We start from the raw sequence: 15876 nt of genomic DNA on the forward strand, positions 1-15876 counted from the left end.
CAGAGTGCTTAACGTCAAGGTTGTCACTTATTTAGAAAAAAGCTGTAACTATTACTCAGTAGACAGTCACAGCTTTCAAATTAGTTATTTTTTTACAATCATTACCTCGTATTTGGCTAGCTTACTCTCAGAAGAAATTGGCTGATTAGAAATCAAATCGGTTAAACCAATAAACTCTTTGGGAACAGCAACCTTTTCTTCTGTGAAATTCAATAAGAAAAAGTACGCATCCTCATTTATCACACGTTTTGTAATTTCTAAGGCTGAGGGTTCTTTTATTATAGGTTCAATGGCCACTTCGTCAAAAATCAGTTGCAAGACCTTACCTAATCCCCCCTCCTCAAGTTGCGTACCTAGATAATAGACACTTCCTTTTCCAAACTGGTTTCTTGTAATGGCCGGCATTCCTTGATAAAAATCAGTTGTGTAATCCGCTAAACTCTCCGCACCTTCCAGATGAATTAAATCACAAAGAAGACGCCCACTAGATTTTGTTCCATCTGAAAACTGCAGTTGATTCTGTGTATCTTTCGCCAAGGCGTCAATCTCCTCCACCCATATCCCAGCTAAGTCTTTTAACGGTCCTGGGTAACCACCTAGATGAACATTATCTGACTGATCCACTAACCCACTCATGAAAGTTGTAACCAAAATTCCACCAGCTTTGACATAGGCCTCCAGTTTCTCTTTCATTCCCTCTTTCACCATATAGAAAACAGGTGCAACTACGACTTTATATCTTGAAAAATCCGTCTCAGTAGAAATGAAATTCACAGGCACATTTCTCTCATAAAATTGTTTATAATAATATTTAATTTGTGGAACATAATACAAATCTTTGGTCGGTCCGCTTGTATACTCTAACCCCCAATAACTTTCCCAATCAAAGAGTATGCCAGCCTCCGCTTGAATAGATGCACCCACAAAGCCGTCGCCTAATTCTCTTAGCTCCTGACCAATTTGTGAAACTTCTCTGAGCACTCGCGTATTGTCACGACCACCATGTTCAATAACGGCGCCATGGAATTTTTCAGCTGCTCCTTTTGAACGTCTTAATTGGAAGTAGAGAATCGAGTCTGCACCATGTGCTAACGTTTGGTAACTTTGAGCACGCAACTGTCCTGGACGTTTGAGTGCATTATATTGTTGGTAGTTTTGTTGGCTCGGGGTCTGTTCCATCAACATAAACGATTGATCCTTCAAACCTCTCATCAAATCATGGCTCATTGCCACTTCATACCATGGCGTATCATAAGCCGGATAACTATCCCATGAGACAATATCCATTTCTTTTGCCCATTTAAAATAATCTAAACCTTTATAGGTTCCCATCAAATTAGTTGTAATAGGCGCCTTAGAACCCGATGCTCGAACAATATCTCGTTCCATTTTAAACAGATTCAACAAAGAGTCCGAATTAAAACGTTGATAATCCAATGAAATACCAGCAAAATACGGATTTGTTTTGTGCACTCCTTCTGCGCGAGCATTTGGCACCACAATCTCATCCCAATCATAAATACGATGACTCCAAAAATCCATATACCACGCTTCATTCAACGCGTCCAAGATCTGGTATTTCTCCTTCAGCCATACTCGAAAGGCCTTTTCACAGTTGTCACAATAACAAATGCCATTATACTCATTATTGATATGCCAACATTTCACATGCTTGTTGGAAGCATACCGGGCGACAATTTTTTCAGTCAATGCTTTCGCATATTTTTGATAAATTAAACTGTTCGGGCAAAAATTGTGGCGACTCGCAAATTTGTTATGCAGACCTTCATACGTGGTCCGCGCAACTTCCGGATATTTCTTAAATAACCAGGCAGGTATTGCCGCCGTTGAAGTTGCTAGGATAATATCATAGTGCTCTTTTTCTAACATAGCGACAATTGCGTCTAACTCAGAAAAATCATATTCATTTTCTGAAGGCTGTAATTTTGACCAAGCAAACACGTTGATTGTTGCACTATTAATTGCAGCATTTTTAAATATACGCATATCCTCTTGCCAAACATCTTGCGGCCATTGTTCCGGGTTATAATCTCCACCGTATAAAATTCGTTCAAAGTATTTTGTCATCACTGCCGTTCCTCTCTCTATCTAATAAATACGGGTCACTTGCTCTTTTTGATCTTGAACTTCAACTAAAACCACACGACCATACACCTGATGTCCCTCAACAATATAGGCTCGCCTAGAATCAGCATCTTCATAATGATTAACCACGACATATTTTGTTACATCCGTTGCTTTGTTATCAAGATCGTTCATTTTAAAAGCCGAAGCGGTACTTCTCTTTCGAAGACCTTCATATTCGTTAAAAACATCAACTGGCTCAATATTCATCTCTTGATTACCTAACCCAATAAAAGTACACATCGTAAACGGGGCCTCACTTATGACAGATAATGTCGCTTTGGGTGTCAAATGCTGTTCATTATAATCATCTGAAACAAATTGTTGACTCAGCTCCCACGCATATTCTGCCTCTGAATCTGAAACAAAAACAGTAATTGGGTACTCCTTATTTTTACTATTTGTATAACGCAATTTGTTATGCGCCACTTTTTCTAACTGGTCCAGTTTAAAATGAAGATTCTGAGTAAACTGATGCTTCCCACGTCCTAAAAATTCATCAACAATCACTAAGATATCCGGTTTGATGTAGAGTACCTTTCGATTGGTATACACTGGGTTGGTTAAATCTAGATAACCTAAATGTCCGCCTTCAACAAAAGCCATTTTTTCGTGAAAACGATACTTTGAATTCACCTGATGTGCGACCTTTTTAGCATCCCAACAGTTAGCATGTTCATTGATTGGGCGTCCATCGACCATCGTTGTATTATGATATTCCGGTGATTTAAATGCCAATCGATGATGATGCGCCTCTTCATAACTATAACGACCTGCATCTACTAAAAAATCCTCTCCATCATCGAAAACAGATAGATGCAATAGATCATCATGTCCATGACCATGACCTAAAAAGCCACACTTAAACTGTGCATGAAACTGATGGCTCGAATCCTTCAAAATATAAATGCCAGCTTCATCAAACGCACATGAATCTTGATACTGCTCCTTCACGTCTCGTTTTTTGACGACCTTACCAAAATGCGTTAGAACAAAACGATTTGGCCCTACAAATTCATGCGAATCTAACAATGTTAGCCCTGTGATTTGCTCCAGCAAGACCAATAGTTCATCCACCGATTCACGGTCACTATCCCCATAATTATCCTGCGTGCCATCTGGTTTTCTTGCATGAGCCGCGACGACTGACATGCGATCAATGACAGCTTTTAGGTCGCTTGGTAGTTCTTTATGATTACGACGCCCTAACAAATAAATCTCTGCTAGCTTCAGTAAAACCTCATGATGATATTGGTACGATTGTTCCCAATGCATGCCTTCAGAGGTTTCTTGGGTTAGCGCCGCTCGCGTAACGTAAGGCAAGCTAACCGCTTCAAAGTGACTTGCACACATCAATTCTTTAAAAAATAAAGCACCCAAATAAGCCCCATTTGCTTCTAAAATAACCCAATTTGTTTGTAGGCGGTTCATTGTCCAGCCTTCTTGTAAATAATCAAAATGGACCACACAGGAAACTAAAATCTCTGCTAACAACTCTTTGGGAAATTCCGGATCTAGTAAAAAAATTTCTAAGGACTTCACCCAGTTTCGCAACCGAATAGCCGAATCAATACTACGCCAGCTCGTATAACGTAACCCATCTGGTTCTCTGTTTTTTTCAAGCCAGTCACTTAACAAGCCTGTATAAATTTCCGTGTAGTGATGATCATTCGTCAAAAGATAGGCCTGTGCCAACACATTCAAATAATTCATTCGATTTATCATAAATGTCCATTCAGGATCATAATCAGGATTCATTTGCCAATCAATCTCAGTCTCAAACTGAAACGGCACCTGCGTCCTCTCCATATCCCAAGGTTCTTGGAACAAAAATAATTTTTTGGATAACTGGGTTGCAACCTCAAAAATATGCGCCTTCTCTGACTCTGGAATCTGCGCCATTTGTTTACGAAGCTCACTTGGTGTTTGCTCATCAGTAAAAACAAACCCTTGATAGTCTGTTCTTTTTTGGTAATACATAAGTAACTCATCTAGTGCCTTTGACTCATTATTTGCACGAACGGCCATCTCTACCTCTTTAAGTCGTGGAGAGGACAAATCTAACAGGTTAAAAACTGGATGCATAGGTCACACTCTTTTCTCACAATTTAATACACTCATTTTACAAAAACGCTTTCATTAAATGAATAGTACAATTTAAAGATTATAGTAACAGGCTTAACCTATTCCTTTTCATCCAATAAACGAAAGAAAGGTGAACGATGGACATTCCTACATTCATCAAAAAAATTCAGAAACACAAAAATAGCCCCAGAAACGCTGTCAGATGCTTCAGCGATTTCTGGTGCAGAGTTTTTCCTATCTCTGGCCACTTTTTCTTTCGTGGCAGAAAATAGTTCCTCTATTATTTATTTTTGATTGAGCTCACCTCACTAGTGTTGCGCAAATATAGTCAGAATAATCTGAAAACAATCTTTCGCTAAAATTTTAAAAAAAGTCGAATGCTTACGCAAGGGATGACTTTTTTCCAGAAAATTTTGGTCGTATTTAACTGAATCCTAAAAGCGTCGACAACGTATTTAGTCAAAATCACCCGGGTCTGTGGCGCTCTAACCAGATTTCTGCAGGCTCAAAACGTAGATAATGAAATGAGCGCTTTAACTGGAAAAGTGTCGCTACCGAATTCAATTCGATCTTTACCAAATAGGTTAACAGCGTCGCGATAAGGGTGAGAATCACTTGATTAATTGCACCTTGTTCGCTTCGTGAGTAAAGTTGCTTGATTGCCAGATTCTGTTTTAAATGTTTGAAAAACAGCTCAATTTGCCAACGTGCTTGATGCATGTCGGCGACTTCATTTGGCGAAATATCAAAACGATTGGTAACGATTCGCAAGAGACGTTGACCTTTCGTCAAAACGGTCACAAGACGAAATCGTTCGGTGACGTGATTGTTTCCGCCGCCTAAAATGACGTGTTGATCACTGATAAGTTGACCGTCTGTTGTTTTTGGATTCACGAGTTCAATTTGTTCTAAGACTGTAATCGTCGTATTGGATTTTGTTCGTGTCACAAAGAAATAACCGTCATTGTGCAGGCGATCCAGCAGTTTGTAATCAAAATAGCCGCGATCCACAACATAGGTCGCTTCTGTTTTGTCCACTAAACATTCGAAATGATTCCGGTCATGTTCTTCGGCATTAGTAATCGTAAAATGTTCTGGGTATTGATTGGTTTTGTCCAGATAACAGAGGTTCAAATGAAGCTTGATACCTGCTTTAGTTTTCCGAAAATTTGCCCATGGAAACCGCGTCTTATTCAACGGGATCGTGGTTGAATCAACAAGTTGAAGGCTAGTTGTTTTTGAACTTGGTCGTTCTTTTGCCACTTTCTGAGCCAACTGCGCAAAGATCTCCATTAGAACTTCTTGACTGATTTCAGGAATTTTACGAGAAAGTGAACTGTAGCACAGCGAATCTATGCCTATTTCTTGGCGAAGACTTCGATCCATAAAGGATCTGTCCATTTCGCGAAAGCTTGGAAGCTCTTCATAAACGGCATGTAACAGAACTTTAATTGTGGTCGTGAAGTCCAGTTTTTTACTGTAAGAATTAAATTGTTGCATCCAATTTTTGGCTTCTTCCGATAAATTATTCAAATTTATTGAAGAAAACCATTTCTGAAATGAAGTTTTTGAGTTATACTTATCCATGTTGTGGTCCTTTTTATTGGTCTTGGATAAGTCATCCAAGAGTAGTATAAAGGATTTTTTTTTGTCTGGATAGCTTTATATCAAGTTTTAGATAGGTTGAGGAGTCTTTGCAACACTAGTGAGCTCACCTATTCTAATATACTAAAAAACTTTTGTTGATAGCCACTGAATTCATCATAATGTGTTCGTTCATATCATTAAAAAAAACGGTCATGATAAATAACAACACTAGAATAAAAATCGGGAAAACTCCAATTGTTTTTTCAAAGTTACCTCCCCTGGTTACTCATCGGGAATATAAGATGAGATGAAATGAAATTACATAAATAGCTTTTCAGCCTAATCTGTTACATGAGGACGCCATAACTAGTACCTGCTTCTCCATTATTCTCTCATCTGTACTAAATACTTAATTAATAAATGGCTTAATATCCTTGTCATATTTAGTTCTTGCATCATTTCGAATTTTTTCTTGCTTGGCATATTCAAAAAGAATCTCTTTACTATAATCAGTGTTTGCATCTTTGAGACCTTTAGGATAGTCCGTCTCTGTCTCTTCCAAACTGACTTTTCCGTAGTTTACGCCAGAAACAATGTAATAGGGATCCGTTTCCGAGTGTCTCAAAATCAGAAGATAATTTTTATCCGCCTCTATTAAGTTGTACCCGGCAATATGATAAGTTATCTTCTTTTCCTGGTCGTAAGCTTCATTTTCAAGCATCGTAAACGTATCCTCGTCTTTGAGACTTTCACCAGAAATAACCTTTTTCACTCTAAATTTTGATAATGTATACGCAATATCTATTCTACCCTCTGCTCCATTTTTTATTGTCGGAGCCTCTTGAGAAGTATGTGTCAAGTATTTTGCGGTAACCATTATTTTAGAGTGATAGGTACGGCTCTATTTATATTATTTCACTTTCCTACCGCGCTTCGCTTGGTTGAATTGTGTCAAGTAAATCATTTTTGCTAAAAATAATTTACTTGACACAATTGCCATTTGGTAGGGCATTATGAATTTTTTTAACTACATAATCCGCGAATCAGTTTTCCCATGCCCGTTGATGTTTTTTCTTTTCCTGTTACATGTCCGTATTGAATGCCTACATGCTCTTCAAAACGATTCCAACGCTTACTAGTCGTATTTCTTAATGCTTGTTGGCAGCGTTTCTTCAACGCGTCTTCCGCTTCTGCTGGTGCATAATCTGTCATCAAGCATTGTTCAATTTCTTTGTTTTTTATACTTGATATCACTCGCACCATGGCTTCAGCTCCACTCTTTGTCCAATAGCGTCCTTGTCGTTTCATTCGATAGCTGTACACTCTATGATTGCTTTCACAGGTGCCTATGCATTTTTGAATCCCAGCTAAATTTCGTTGTTCAAAAGGTTGTAGCCACTTCCAGTTTCTAGTTAAGTAGTTTTCTAATAGACGCAGAGATTCTCGGTTTTTTTCTGTGTCTTGCTCGTCCACTAACAGGCTCGCCGCCGTATCTAACGCTACAACGACCTTGTCCCAACTATAAGCTTGCCAAATAGCCTCCATTAGATACGGCTGTAAATCTTTGAAGTTAGAGAGTCTTTCTTTAATTTTTCGATTAACATGGTACGCGTCTAAAAAGAATTCATGCCGTCTACAATTTCCCGCTAGCTCTTCAAATACATTTTTTTCAAAGCCTGAACCACCATCACTATTACTGATGACAATGGTTTTTTCAAGGCGATACGTGTTTGCTAGGTACTCTTGTGTTTCTTTTAGTGCTTGCTTACGGCTAAGGCTTACAAACTCATGATAATTTTTCAACTGTCTTCGATTTTTCCCGACTGGTCTTGAACCTTCACATACTTGAAATCGATAAATTTCTAATTGGTTTTTTTTCTGACCTTTAATTTGAATACCGTCTCCTTCAATGTAAATCGCTGAAGGTCTTCTCTTTTTATCTTTTCTTTCATCATAGCGTTCTTCCGCCGTTTGTTGGCTTTTAATTTCTTCACCCACCTGTAAGACCAACCGGTTTATTTTTCGATGACTCATGGTGAAGGAAGTCAAGAGTTCTATGGCTTTCTCACTATTCCGATACGTCATTTTGCTGGCAAGCTCCGCAACATTTCGTTTGAGTAAATGACTGTACCTATCATGGCTTTTCAATCCTAAAAAGACATCTAACGCATAAACTGAAGACTCGCCTTCCTTGATGTATCGCCTTCTACGGAATTGAATTTCGCCGAATACTGTCAATAATTTCCGATCGTTCTTTTTTTCTATTTGATACCCTTGTTTTTTGTATTCTCCAATTAAATCATCATCTATTTGTTCAAAGGCCATTGTGATGATTTCTCGGATCAAATTGGCGAGATAAATGACTAATGCTTTTTCTTTTGCAATAAAATGCGATTCACTCTTTAAAATTTCTGCAATTTCGTTTACAATAGTTTCCATGAAGACCATCCTCTTATTGTTATTGGCCGCTAAACCTAACAATTAGAATAATGGTCTTCTTTCTTTTTTTCAAATCTTACCGCAATATATTTTACACTTAGTCTTGAGAAATTTTCTGCGCAACTACAATCTCATCTGCTGTAGCTTCAACATCCTCGAGACAATTAAACTCATCCAGTTTGGCATCAAGATACATTTCCTTACCAAAAATGTGCCCTTCCATCCCATTATCATGCAATTCTGATTGATCAACAGTATCCCCCTTATTTGCTTCCATAAAATTATTTTTAACATACCAGCCTCCTAGTGTTACAGCAAATAAACCAATAACAGCAACAACTAAAATAGGTTTTTTCATAGCTTATAGCACTCCCGTCGCTTATTATTTATATTTTTTATTCATACCAGCCTTATCATCTGACAATGGATACGCTTTTTTGTTGAATCCAAGTGCTCTCATAACCGCTTTTGTATTATTTTGAGCTTGGGTATGACTTAATCCGATGGCGTGTCCAACTTCATGAACTACCGTTTCATTTCTGGTATCAGTGTTTGCATTAATAAAAGCTTTATAATATCGGATATCACTTTCGGAACTCGTATTGTAATAACATACACCATAATTTCCGTTGTCTGTATTAACCACACCTTGATAGATATTAATTTTCCCAGAAGAGCCTAATTTAACATATACCAACGCACCTTGATAGTTCCAAGCGGTGGCTTTATTAAGATTTCCGGTATACCCACTTGCTGATGATAAATTATTATATTGGCAGGTATAACCAACATTCTGACTATTAAGGACATATGCAGTTACTTGCTTTGCCCCAATAGTAAATCCTGCTAATAACACAAAAATTGATACTACTATTTTTTTCATGTATATCTTCTCCATTCATAAATATATTTATACGACATTAGGTAATCACATAGATGTAGATGATACTTCAAAAGAGGAAGTATCTTCTAAAAACTCTAGTATTATTGTAGATTTCATTACGTAGGAGTATTCAAGCTAGCTCTGAAATCTTCAGCCATGCATAAATTCGCATCTGTGTTTGCACCACTCCGGTCTACAGCAGTGATTTGATGACATAAGCTAACACCTAGTCTCCAGCCACATATTATAAACACTATTACACCCACTATTCATTGAATTCCGATCCAACCGCCATAATGACCAGAACCAGAATCCGCAAGGGCTGCTATCCCAGAGCCCATCAATATGCATATTCCCACAAATAAGACTAACGCATTTTTCTTCATGATGCTTCCTCCTATATTTTTGAACAAGTTCCATGGCAACCTGTCCTTACCAATCATTATCCCCAGTTAATAATTTTATAACTGAAAATGACCCTTATTCCGTCAGTATTTGTGTTTTTTTATTCTTCCTTTTTATTACTTAGCATTTCCTCAATATACAAGATATAATCTTCCTTACCTAGAAACTCAAGAACAAAAAACAACTCGTACTTTTCCTTTTGACTTCGAGATTCAGAACAGGACAAAAAATGAAACACCTTACAAACTACATTAGCTTCCATATTATTCAGCTCATCTGCTAAAAATCTCAGTTCAGAAAAAAATTCATCGAACAGCTTCTTCTCATTTCTTTCATAAGCTAGTTGCACGCCATTCATTAGGAAAGCCAATAAGTCTCGACTATAATACAAACTATCTGTATACCCTTTCATTTTTTTGATTGATCGTCTGAAATGAATCTGAATATACTGGCTATCGAAGCAGAAAAGAGTATTTATGAAGATGGATAACTCAAATCGTCCCCATGTTTTAATCGGGTCTAAATAACTTGAAACAACTAATTTACTTGATTCAATTTCGAGTCCTAATTCAGGATATATTCTAGACATCACCAACAAGTAAACAGCCTTCAATAACTCAAAGTATCGATTATCCGTCTCACAATACTTATGTTCGAGAAACCCTTGGAACTCCTTGTCATACTTTTGTTTCAGTTTTTGATAGAATCGCGCAGAAATCTCCTTTTTCTCACTTTCCTTATAATTATCAAGCAAAAATTGATACTCTTCTAAGGTGATATTCAACCTCTCTAAATATTGAACAAGCGTATCATAAGAAATTTTCGTTGCCTTATTGTCAAAGGACGCTAGCGTACTACGTTTCGATATTCCACTTGCTAATCGTTCTTGAGAATATCCTCTTTCAATTCGCAAACGTTTCACTAAACTTGAATGCCCCATTGTATTCACCTTCTTTTGACGAAGTAACGGACAAAAAAATATATTGGTACAAGCAATCATATAAATTAGAGACAGTAATTAGGAAGGAGGAGAAAATATGTGTTCATTCATTTGGGGCTTAATTGGTGGCTTTATCTGGGAAATTGTCCCACCTATGTAAGATATGGATTTAAGTGATTAAGTAAATAATAGGACCTAACTAGACCCTACTCACCCTCTTTTTATCCGAATAAACGGTGGGTACAGAAGCAACTCCATCTTCACTCCGCCCCATCAATTTCTAAAGGTGGAACACCTTTAGAATTGGTGGACTGCGTTCCGCTCTCAACAACTTCTACGCATGGGACATGCTAGAGTTGAAGGTTCGAAAAATAAGCTGAAATTGCTGTGAAACACTATTTACAAAGTAAATAGATGTAGAACAATACCTACCTGGTCACAAAATTTGAAGAGCAATTTCCGTGAATTCCTTCTTATTTCTCGAAGTTAAACACTTCTGTCCCAATCTCATTTATAAAACATAAACGTGCATTAAGCCTTGGTGCACTTTAAAAGTATCGTACGTTATTCGAAAAGTCAATGGTTAGTTGAATAGTAATTGTTGATCTGTAGTTATTATTCATTTATTACGACTCAACTTTTATACTTTCTAATGAGGTATTCAATATAAAAGGAGGCAGAAGAGCTATATTTAGCCTTCTACCTCCTTTTTTAGTGAGATAACTTCTCAATTGCTTGCTGTTCATCCGCTACAAAAAATATCGAATTGCCTTTGTTTGATTCTAAAATATAATCATTCAAACTTTTGCTATTATACTTTTCAAACTCACCAATAATCGCGAGTTTAATCTGATACGTGATAAACTTTTGAAACGCCTCGCCCAATAATCTCGTCTTCAGATCAAAAAATTCCTCAGCAATAACCGCTTGATCAATAATCACTCGATTGCTCGTATTCTCAAAAGTCACACTCATAACAAAATCCAAGGCCGACTGTGTATCTTTAATCAACACCTCATCGCTCTTCACACGAATAATATCGGTATTTTCTATTTTATATGCTTCCACTGGAAAACTCCTTTCGTTCGTTGAGATAGATGAAGCAAGCTTTCATGGCCAGAATAGATTCCCTTTACTCAAAACAACTATAGGACTTACCGCCATATTTTTCAACTAAAACGTGTATTTCACTACCATATATTTGAGTAACACATAAGCAATTATCTAAATACTCAGATAATATCTACGCTAGTGAGTTAATATATTCTAGAAATATGCAAAGTCAAGTAGAGTACCTCATCATTATTAACACTAACAGGTAATTCTTCTTCTATATAGTCTTTTATTTTCTTTGCAGCCTCATACTCTTTTACTAAGCGAACTTTTACCGAGTTTAACAAAAAATCATCTTTGTTAGGAAGCTCTTCTCCTTTTAGCATGCGGTTCAGGAAAAATTGCAAATGAGTAACAAACCTTAAGTAGAGCATGGATTCCTTCTCCACTTCTTTTTCAGGGAAAAGGTAGTCTAACAGCATTAAAATATCCTTTAACATACGAATATACTGAATCGTTTCTTCCATATTTGTTTGTTCATCGTGGCCGTTGACAATATGAAACGCGATGTTGCCAGCTTCTTCTTCTGGAAGCTCAATATCAAGAGCTTTATTCACCACATCAATTCCATAAAGGCCAATCGCAAATTCTTTTGGATAGTATTTCTGAATCTCTACTAATAATTTATTCTGAAAAATAATCCCATTTTTATTTCGTTCAATGGCATATTTTAAATGATCTACTAATGTAAAGAAAAGGTTTCTACTAAGAGGGGAGTCAAATTGAGTATTGGCATAATCAATGATTTTCTTTACACTTAAAATTAATTCATCGGAGACCTTCTCAAATAAATGGATATAGTCATTTTTTACAGATTGGGAAAGAGAATCCAAGATAAAAGTTTTTTCCACTTTATCTAAAGGAACACGGTCACCTTTTGTGAGTTGGAACCCCAGCCCTTTCCCCATTAAGATGACTTCAGCGCCATTACTATCAAGACAAAGGATGAGACTATTATTCAAAGATTTCAATACCTTCATTTGATTCGACTCCCTTTTTTCTAATTTAGTCCATTGCGTTGAATCACCTTTTGATACCAATAAAAACTATCTTTTTTCCATCGCTTTAATTCCTTCAAATCTGAATCCGTCCGATCCACATAAATAAAGCCATATCGTTTATTAAAGCCTTGGTGTGTGCTGACAACATCAATAGCAGACCATGGTAAGTAACCAATAACTTGCACTCCATCAGTAATCGCCTCTTGAATTGCATAGATATGTTGCGCCAAATAGTTAATCCGCTCAGGGTCATGGATAGAGCCATTTACTTCTAAGGTATCAGGTGCGCCATAGCCATTTTCCGTTATAAGTATGGGTAATCCGTAGCGGTCATATAACTTTCTTAAAGTTAATCTTAAACCAATGGGGTCAACAACCCAACCATAAGGGGTTTTATCTACATATGGATTTTCAGCCGCACGATAAACCCCTTCTTCACCAAGCATAATTTGTTGATCACCTGCACGTGCAGACTGATCGGTTCCGTCATTTTTACTAGCAGCGATGGTTGCCGTTGAATAATAATTGATGGCGATAAAATCTGGCTTTCCTGCCTTTAGTATATCAAAATCCCCATTGTTTACCGTAGGATATAGTTTACGATCCATTAAATATTTCTCAAATAGATAGTTATAAGTTCCTCGAACAGCTGTATCTAAGAACGACCAGCCTCTTAACGTTTCCCAGTTGTGAGCAGCAATAGCATCTGCTGGTGCGGCAGTTGCTTGGTACATAGCAGTTAGGTTAATCGCTGGTCCAATCTGGCCTTTAAGATGTAAGTCATGATACAGTTTAAACGCTTTGGCTTGTGCTAGTAATACATGATGATTGATTTGAAATAGTTCTTTTTTTGTTGGCAATTCGCCAGTTTCAGGTATTCCAATAGCTCCCGGATGAAGAATCATCGTATTTTGTTCATTAATTGTCAACCAATAGTTAACCTTATCGCCATATTCTTGAAATAGCACCTGTACGTAATCTAAAAATTGGTCAATAGTCGCCCTATTTGCCCAACCCCCTTTTTCTTCTAAACAATAAGGTAGGTCAAAGTGGTACATGGTTACAATTGGTTCAATTCCATGTTTTAAACATTCATCAATGACCTGATGATAAAAGGCAATTCCTTTTTTATTCACGCGAGACTCATCAAACGTCATGATTCGAGTCCAGGCAATAGAAAAACGAAAAGCTTTAAGTCCCATCTCTGCTAACAATTGAATATCCTCTTTAAAATGATGATAAAAGTCAGAGGCGACCTCAAAGTTTGCGACATCTTTGGGGTGATTATATTTATCAATAATTGATAATAGCTTGTCATCTTCGTCAAAGGCACCTTCTGCTTGATAAGCACTAATAGAGGCACCCCATAAAAAATCTTTTGGAAATTGCTCTAATTTATGGTAATGCATGGTAATTTCTTCCTCCTAAAGTATATCTATAACTGGCTCAAGCTCAGCTAAATTGCCAGTATGTTCATTAATAGTGGAAAAGCTTTCGCTATTTGTTACAACAAGAATCACTGTCTCATCATAACCAGCTGCATTAATTTGTTCAAAATCCACCTTCATTAATGGTTGTCCTACAGTCACAAAATCACCGTCTTTTACAAAGACCTCAAAAGGCGCACCTTTTAAATTAACTGTATCAATTCCCACATGAATCAATAATTCAACACCAGCTTCTGAACGGATACCAATAGCATGTTTAGACTCTAACACAGTTAGAACTTCTCCAGCAACAGGTGAGGTAATCATATTGCTTTCAGGCTTAATGGCTACACCTTTGCCTAACAGCTCTTTTGAAAATACACCGTCATTTACTTCAGCAAGAGGGAGAACCCTTCCTTTTACAGGTGCTTGGATATCGATTGTTGAGTCAGTAGTGCCTTCATATGCAGCTTCTCCAGTTTCTGGAATATCTTCAAAGCCAATAATGTAAGCAATGATAAAAGTAGAAACAAAGGCAATCAGACAAGTCACAATTGCATGAACGATATTCATTGGATTTTCTCCAATAAAAGCTGGTAAAGCAGCTAGTCCTGGTGAAACAAAGGCATAACGTACCAATCCGCTAAGACCAGCATACAAACCACCTAACGCACCACCAATCATTGACGCAATTAATGGTTTTTTCAGCTTTAAAGTAACCCCATATAAAGATGGCTCCGTAATCCCCATCAGAGCAGTTAATCCAGAAGAAGCAGCTAATTGTTTTAATTCTTTATTTTTAGTTTTCATAGCAACCGCAAAAGTTGCACCCGATTGGGCAATATTTGAAGCCAACATACCTGGTCCATTAATCATTTCAGAACCATTTTTACTTAATTGCATTGTTGCAATAGGGGTCATAGCCCAAGCAGTTCCTGTAACGACTAAGAATGGTTGCAGTCCACCCATTAAGAAAGGAATCAGCCAATCCGCTTTTCCGTTAATCCATTCCGCACCAGTAGCCACTAAATCATTTAGAAGTGTCCCAAATGGACCAATAACAATCAGTGCCAAGGGACCCATGATTAGGAAAACTAACATTGGTTTTGTGAAAAATTTGATAAAAGATGGAGAGACCCTTTCAGCAAAACGATCGACATAGGACATAATCCACACAGTCAGGATAATAGGCAGCACAGAGCCCGCATAATCCGCAGCAACGACTGGAATCCCCATAAATGAAACAGGCTCTCCTCCAGCAAACAATTGGGAGATGTTTGGATGCAATAAAATTCCTGCGACAGTGATTGCTAGTATTGGACTAACATCAAATTTAATTGCTGCTCCATAGGCTAAAAGAATCGGCATAAAGTAAAACGCCGCATCTGCAATTGTGTTTAAGATAATATAAGTCTGACTGCTATCAGAAAGTAGTCCTGTCAAGGTTAGAATAGCTAAAATGGCCTTTACCATACCAGCTCCAGTAATGGCAGGAATCATCGGGGTAAAAGTAGTAGAAATAACACTAATCAGTCTAGACACAAGCCCTTCTTTTTCCTGTGAGTTTTTAGATGTTCGAGCTGTCCCAGTACCCACCTCTTTTTGAATTTCTTTAAATGCTGTTTGTACCTCATTTCCGATAATCACCTGATACTGTCCACCGCTATCGACAACACTGATGACACCAGTGGTTTTCTCTAGCTGGGCTGTATTTGCTTTTTTCTTATCCTTCAGCTCAAAGCGCAATCGAGTAGCGCAATGAGTGACATTCACAACATTATCTTTTCCTCCAATTAATAGTAATACTTCTTTTCCGACTTTTCTGTAATCCATGTGTAGCTCTCCTTTCAA

Annotated in this window: 12 protein-coding genes; all 12 read right to left on the reverse strand. The window is 37.5% G+C overall.

Translation table 11 applies throughout. The features are described 5' to 3' along the window. Nucleotides 1-84 precede the first annotated feature (84 nt). Nucleotides 85-2088, reverse strand: a complete 2004-nt coding sequence (locus tag IGI37_RS15120) for a beta-galactosidase (protein ID WP_438762895.1) — start codon at nucleotides 2086-2088, stop codon at nucleotides 85-87. Between the two features lie 21 nt (nucleotides 2089-2109). Continuing rightward, nucleotides 2110-4230 (reverse strand): alginate lyase family protein, encoded by a 2121-nt coding sequence (locus IGI37_RS15125; protein WP_438762896.1) that lies wholly within the window; start codon nucleotides 4228-4230, stop codon nucleotides 2110-2112. A 465-nt stretch (nucleotides 4231-4695) separates the two neighbouring features. Beyond that, nucleotides 4696-5817: an IS4 family transposase gene (locus tag IGI37_RS15130; protein WP_438762897.1), complete on the reverse strand. Its 1122-nt coding sequence runs from the start codon at nucleotides 5815-5817 to the stop codon at nucleotides 4696-4698. Nucleotides 5818-6226: 409 nt separating this feature from the next. After that, nucleotides 6227-6538 (reverse strand): hypothetical protein, encoded by a 312-nt coding sequence (locus IGI37_RS15135; RefSeq protein ID WP_438762898.1) that lies wholly within the window; start codon nucleotides 6536-6538, stop codon nucleotides 6227-6229. A 302-nt stretch (nucleotides 6539-6840) separates the two neighbouring features. Further along, nucleotides 6841-8256, reverse strand: coding sequence for an ISLre2 family transposase (locus IGI37_RS15140; RefSeq protein ID WP_438762899.1), 1416 nt, complete (start codon nucleotides 8254-8256; stop codon nucleotides 6841-6843). 97 nt (nucleotides 8257-8353) lie between these two features. Beyond that, complete coding sequence (locus IGI37_RS15145) at nucleotides 8354-8614, reverse strand: hypothetical protein (RefSeq protein WP_438762900.1); 261 nt, start codon at nucleotides 8612-8614, stop codon at nucleotides 8354-8356. Between the two features lie 24 nt (nucleotides 8615-8638). Then, nucleotides 8639-9139: a zinc-dependent metalloprotease family protein gene (locus tag IGI37_RS15150; RefSeq protein WP_438762901.1), complete on the reverse strand. Its 501-nt coding sequence runs from the start codon at nucleotides 9137-9139 to the stop codon at nucleotides 8639-8641. A 505-nt stretch (nucleotides 9140-9644) separates the two neighbouring features. Next, nucleotides 9645-10484: a helix-turn-helix domain-containing protein gene (locus tag IGI37_RS15155; RefSeq protein WP_438762902.1), complete on the reverse strand. Its 840-nt coding sequence runs from the start codon at nucleotides 10482-10484 to the stop codon at nucleotides 9645-9647. A gap of 711 nt (nucleotides 10485-11195) precedes the next feature. After that, nucleotides 11196-11552, reverse strand: coding sequence for a DUF4180 domain-containing protein (locus IGI37_RS15160; RefSeq protein WP_438762903.1), 357 nt, complete (start codon nucleotides 11550-11552; stop codon nucleotides 11196-11198). 188 nt (nucleotides 11553-11740) lie between these two features. After that, entirely contained in the window at nucleotides 11741-12577 is an 837-nt protein-coding gene (locus IGI37_RS15165) for a PRD domain-containing protein (RefSeq protein WP_438762904.1), read from the reverse strand. Nucleotides 12578-12597: 20 nt separating this feature from the next. Beyond that, nucleotides 12598-14007 (reverse strand): glycoside hydrolase family 1 protein, encoded by a 1410-nt coding sequence (locus IGI37_RS15170; protein WP_438762905.1) that lies wholly within the window; start codon nucleotides 14005-14007, stop codon nucleotides 12598-12600. A 15-nt stretch (nucleotides 14008-14022) separates the two neighbouring features. After that, nucleotides 14023-15858: a beta-glucoside-specific PTS transporter subunit IIABC gene (locus IGI37_RS15175; RefSeq protein ID WP_438762906.1), complete on the reverse strand. Its 1836-nt coding sequence runs from the start codon at nucleotides 15856-15858 to the stop codon at nucleotides 14023-14025. Nucleotides 15859-15876 lie beyond the last annotated feature (18 nt).

Origin of the sequence: Enterococcus sp. AZ194 (genome assembly GCF_051713825.1) — a bacterium.
In the GTDB taxonomy this organism is placed as follows: Bacteria; Bacillota; Bacilli; order Lactobacillales; family Enterococcaceae; genus Enterococcus_K.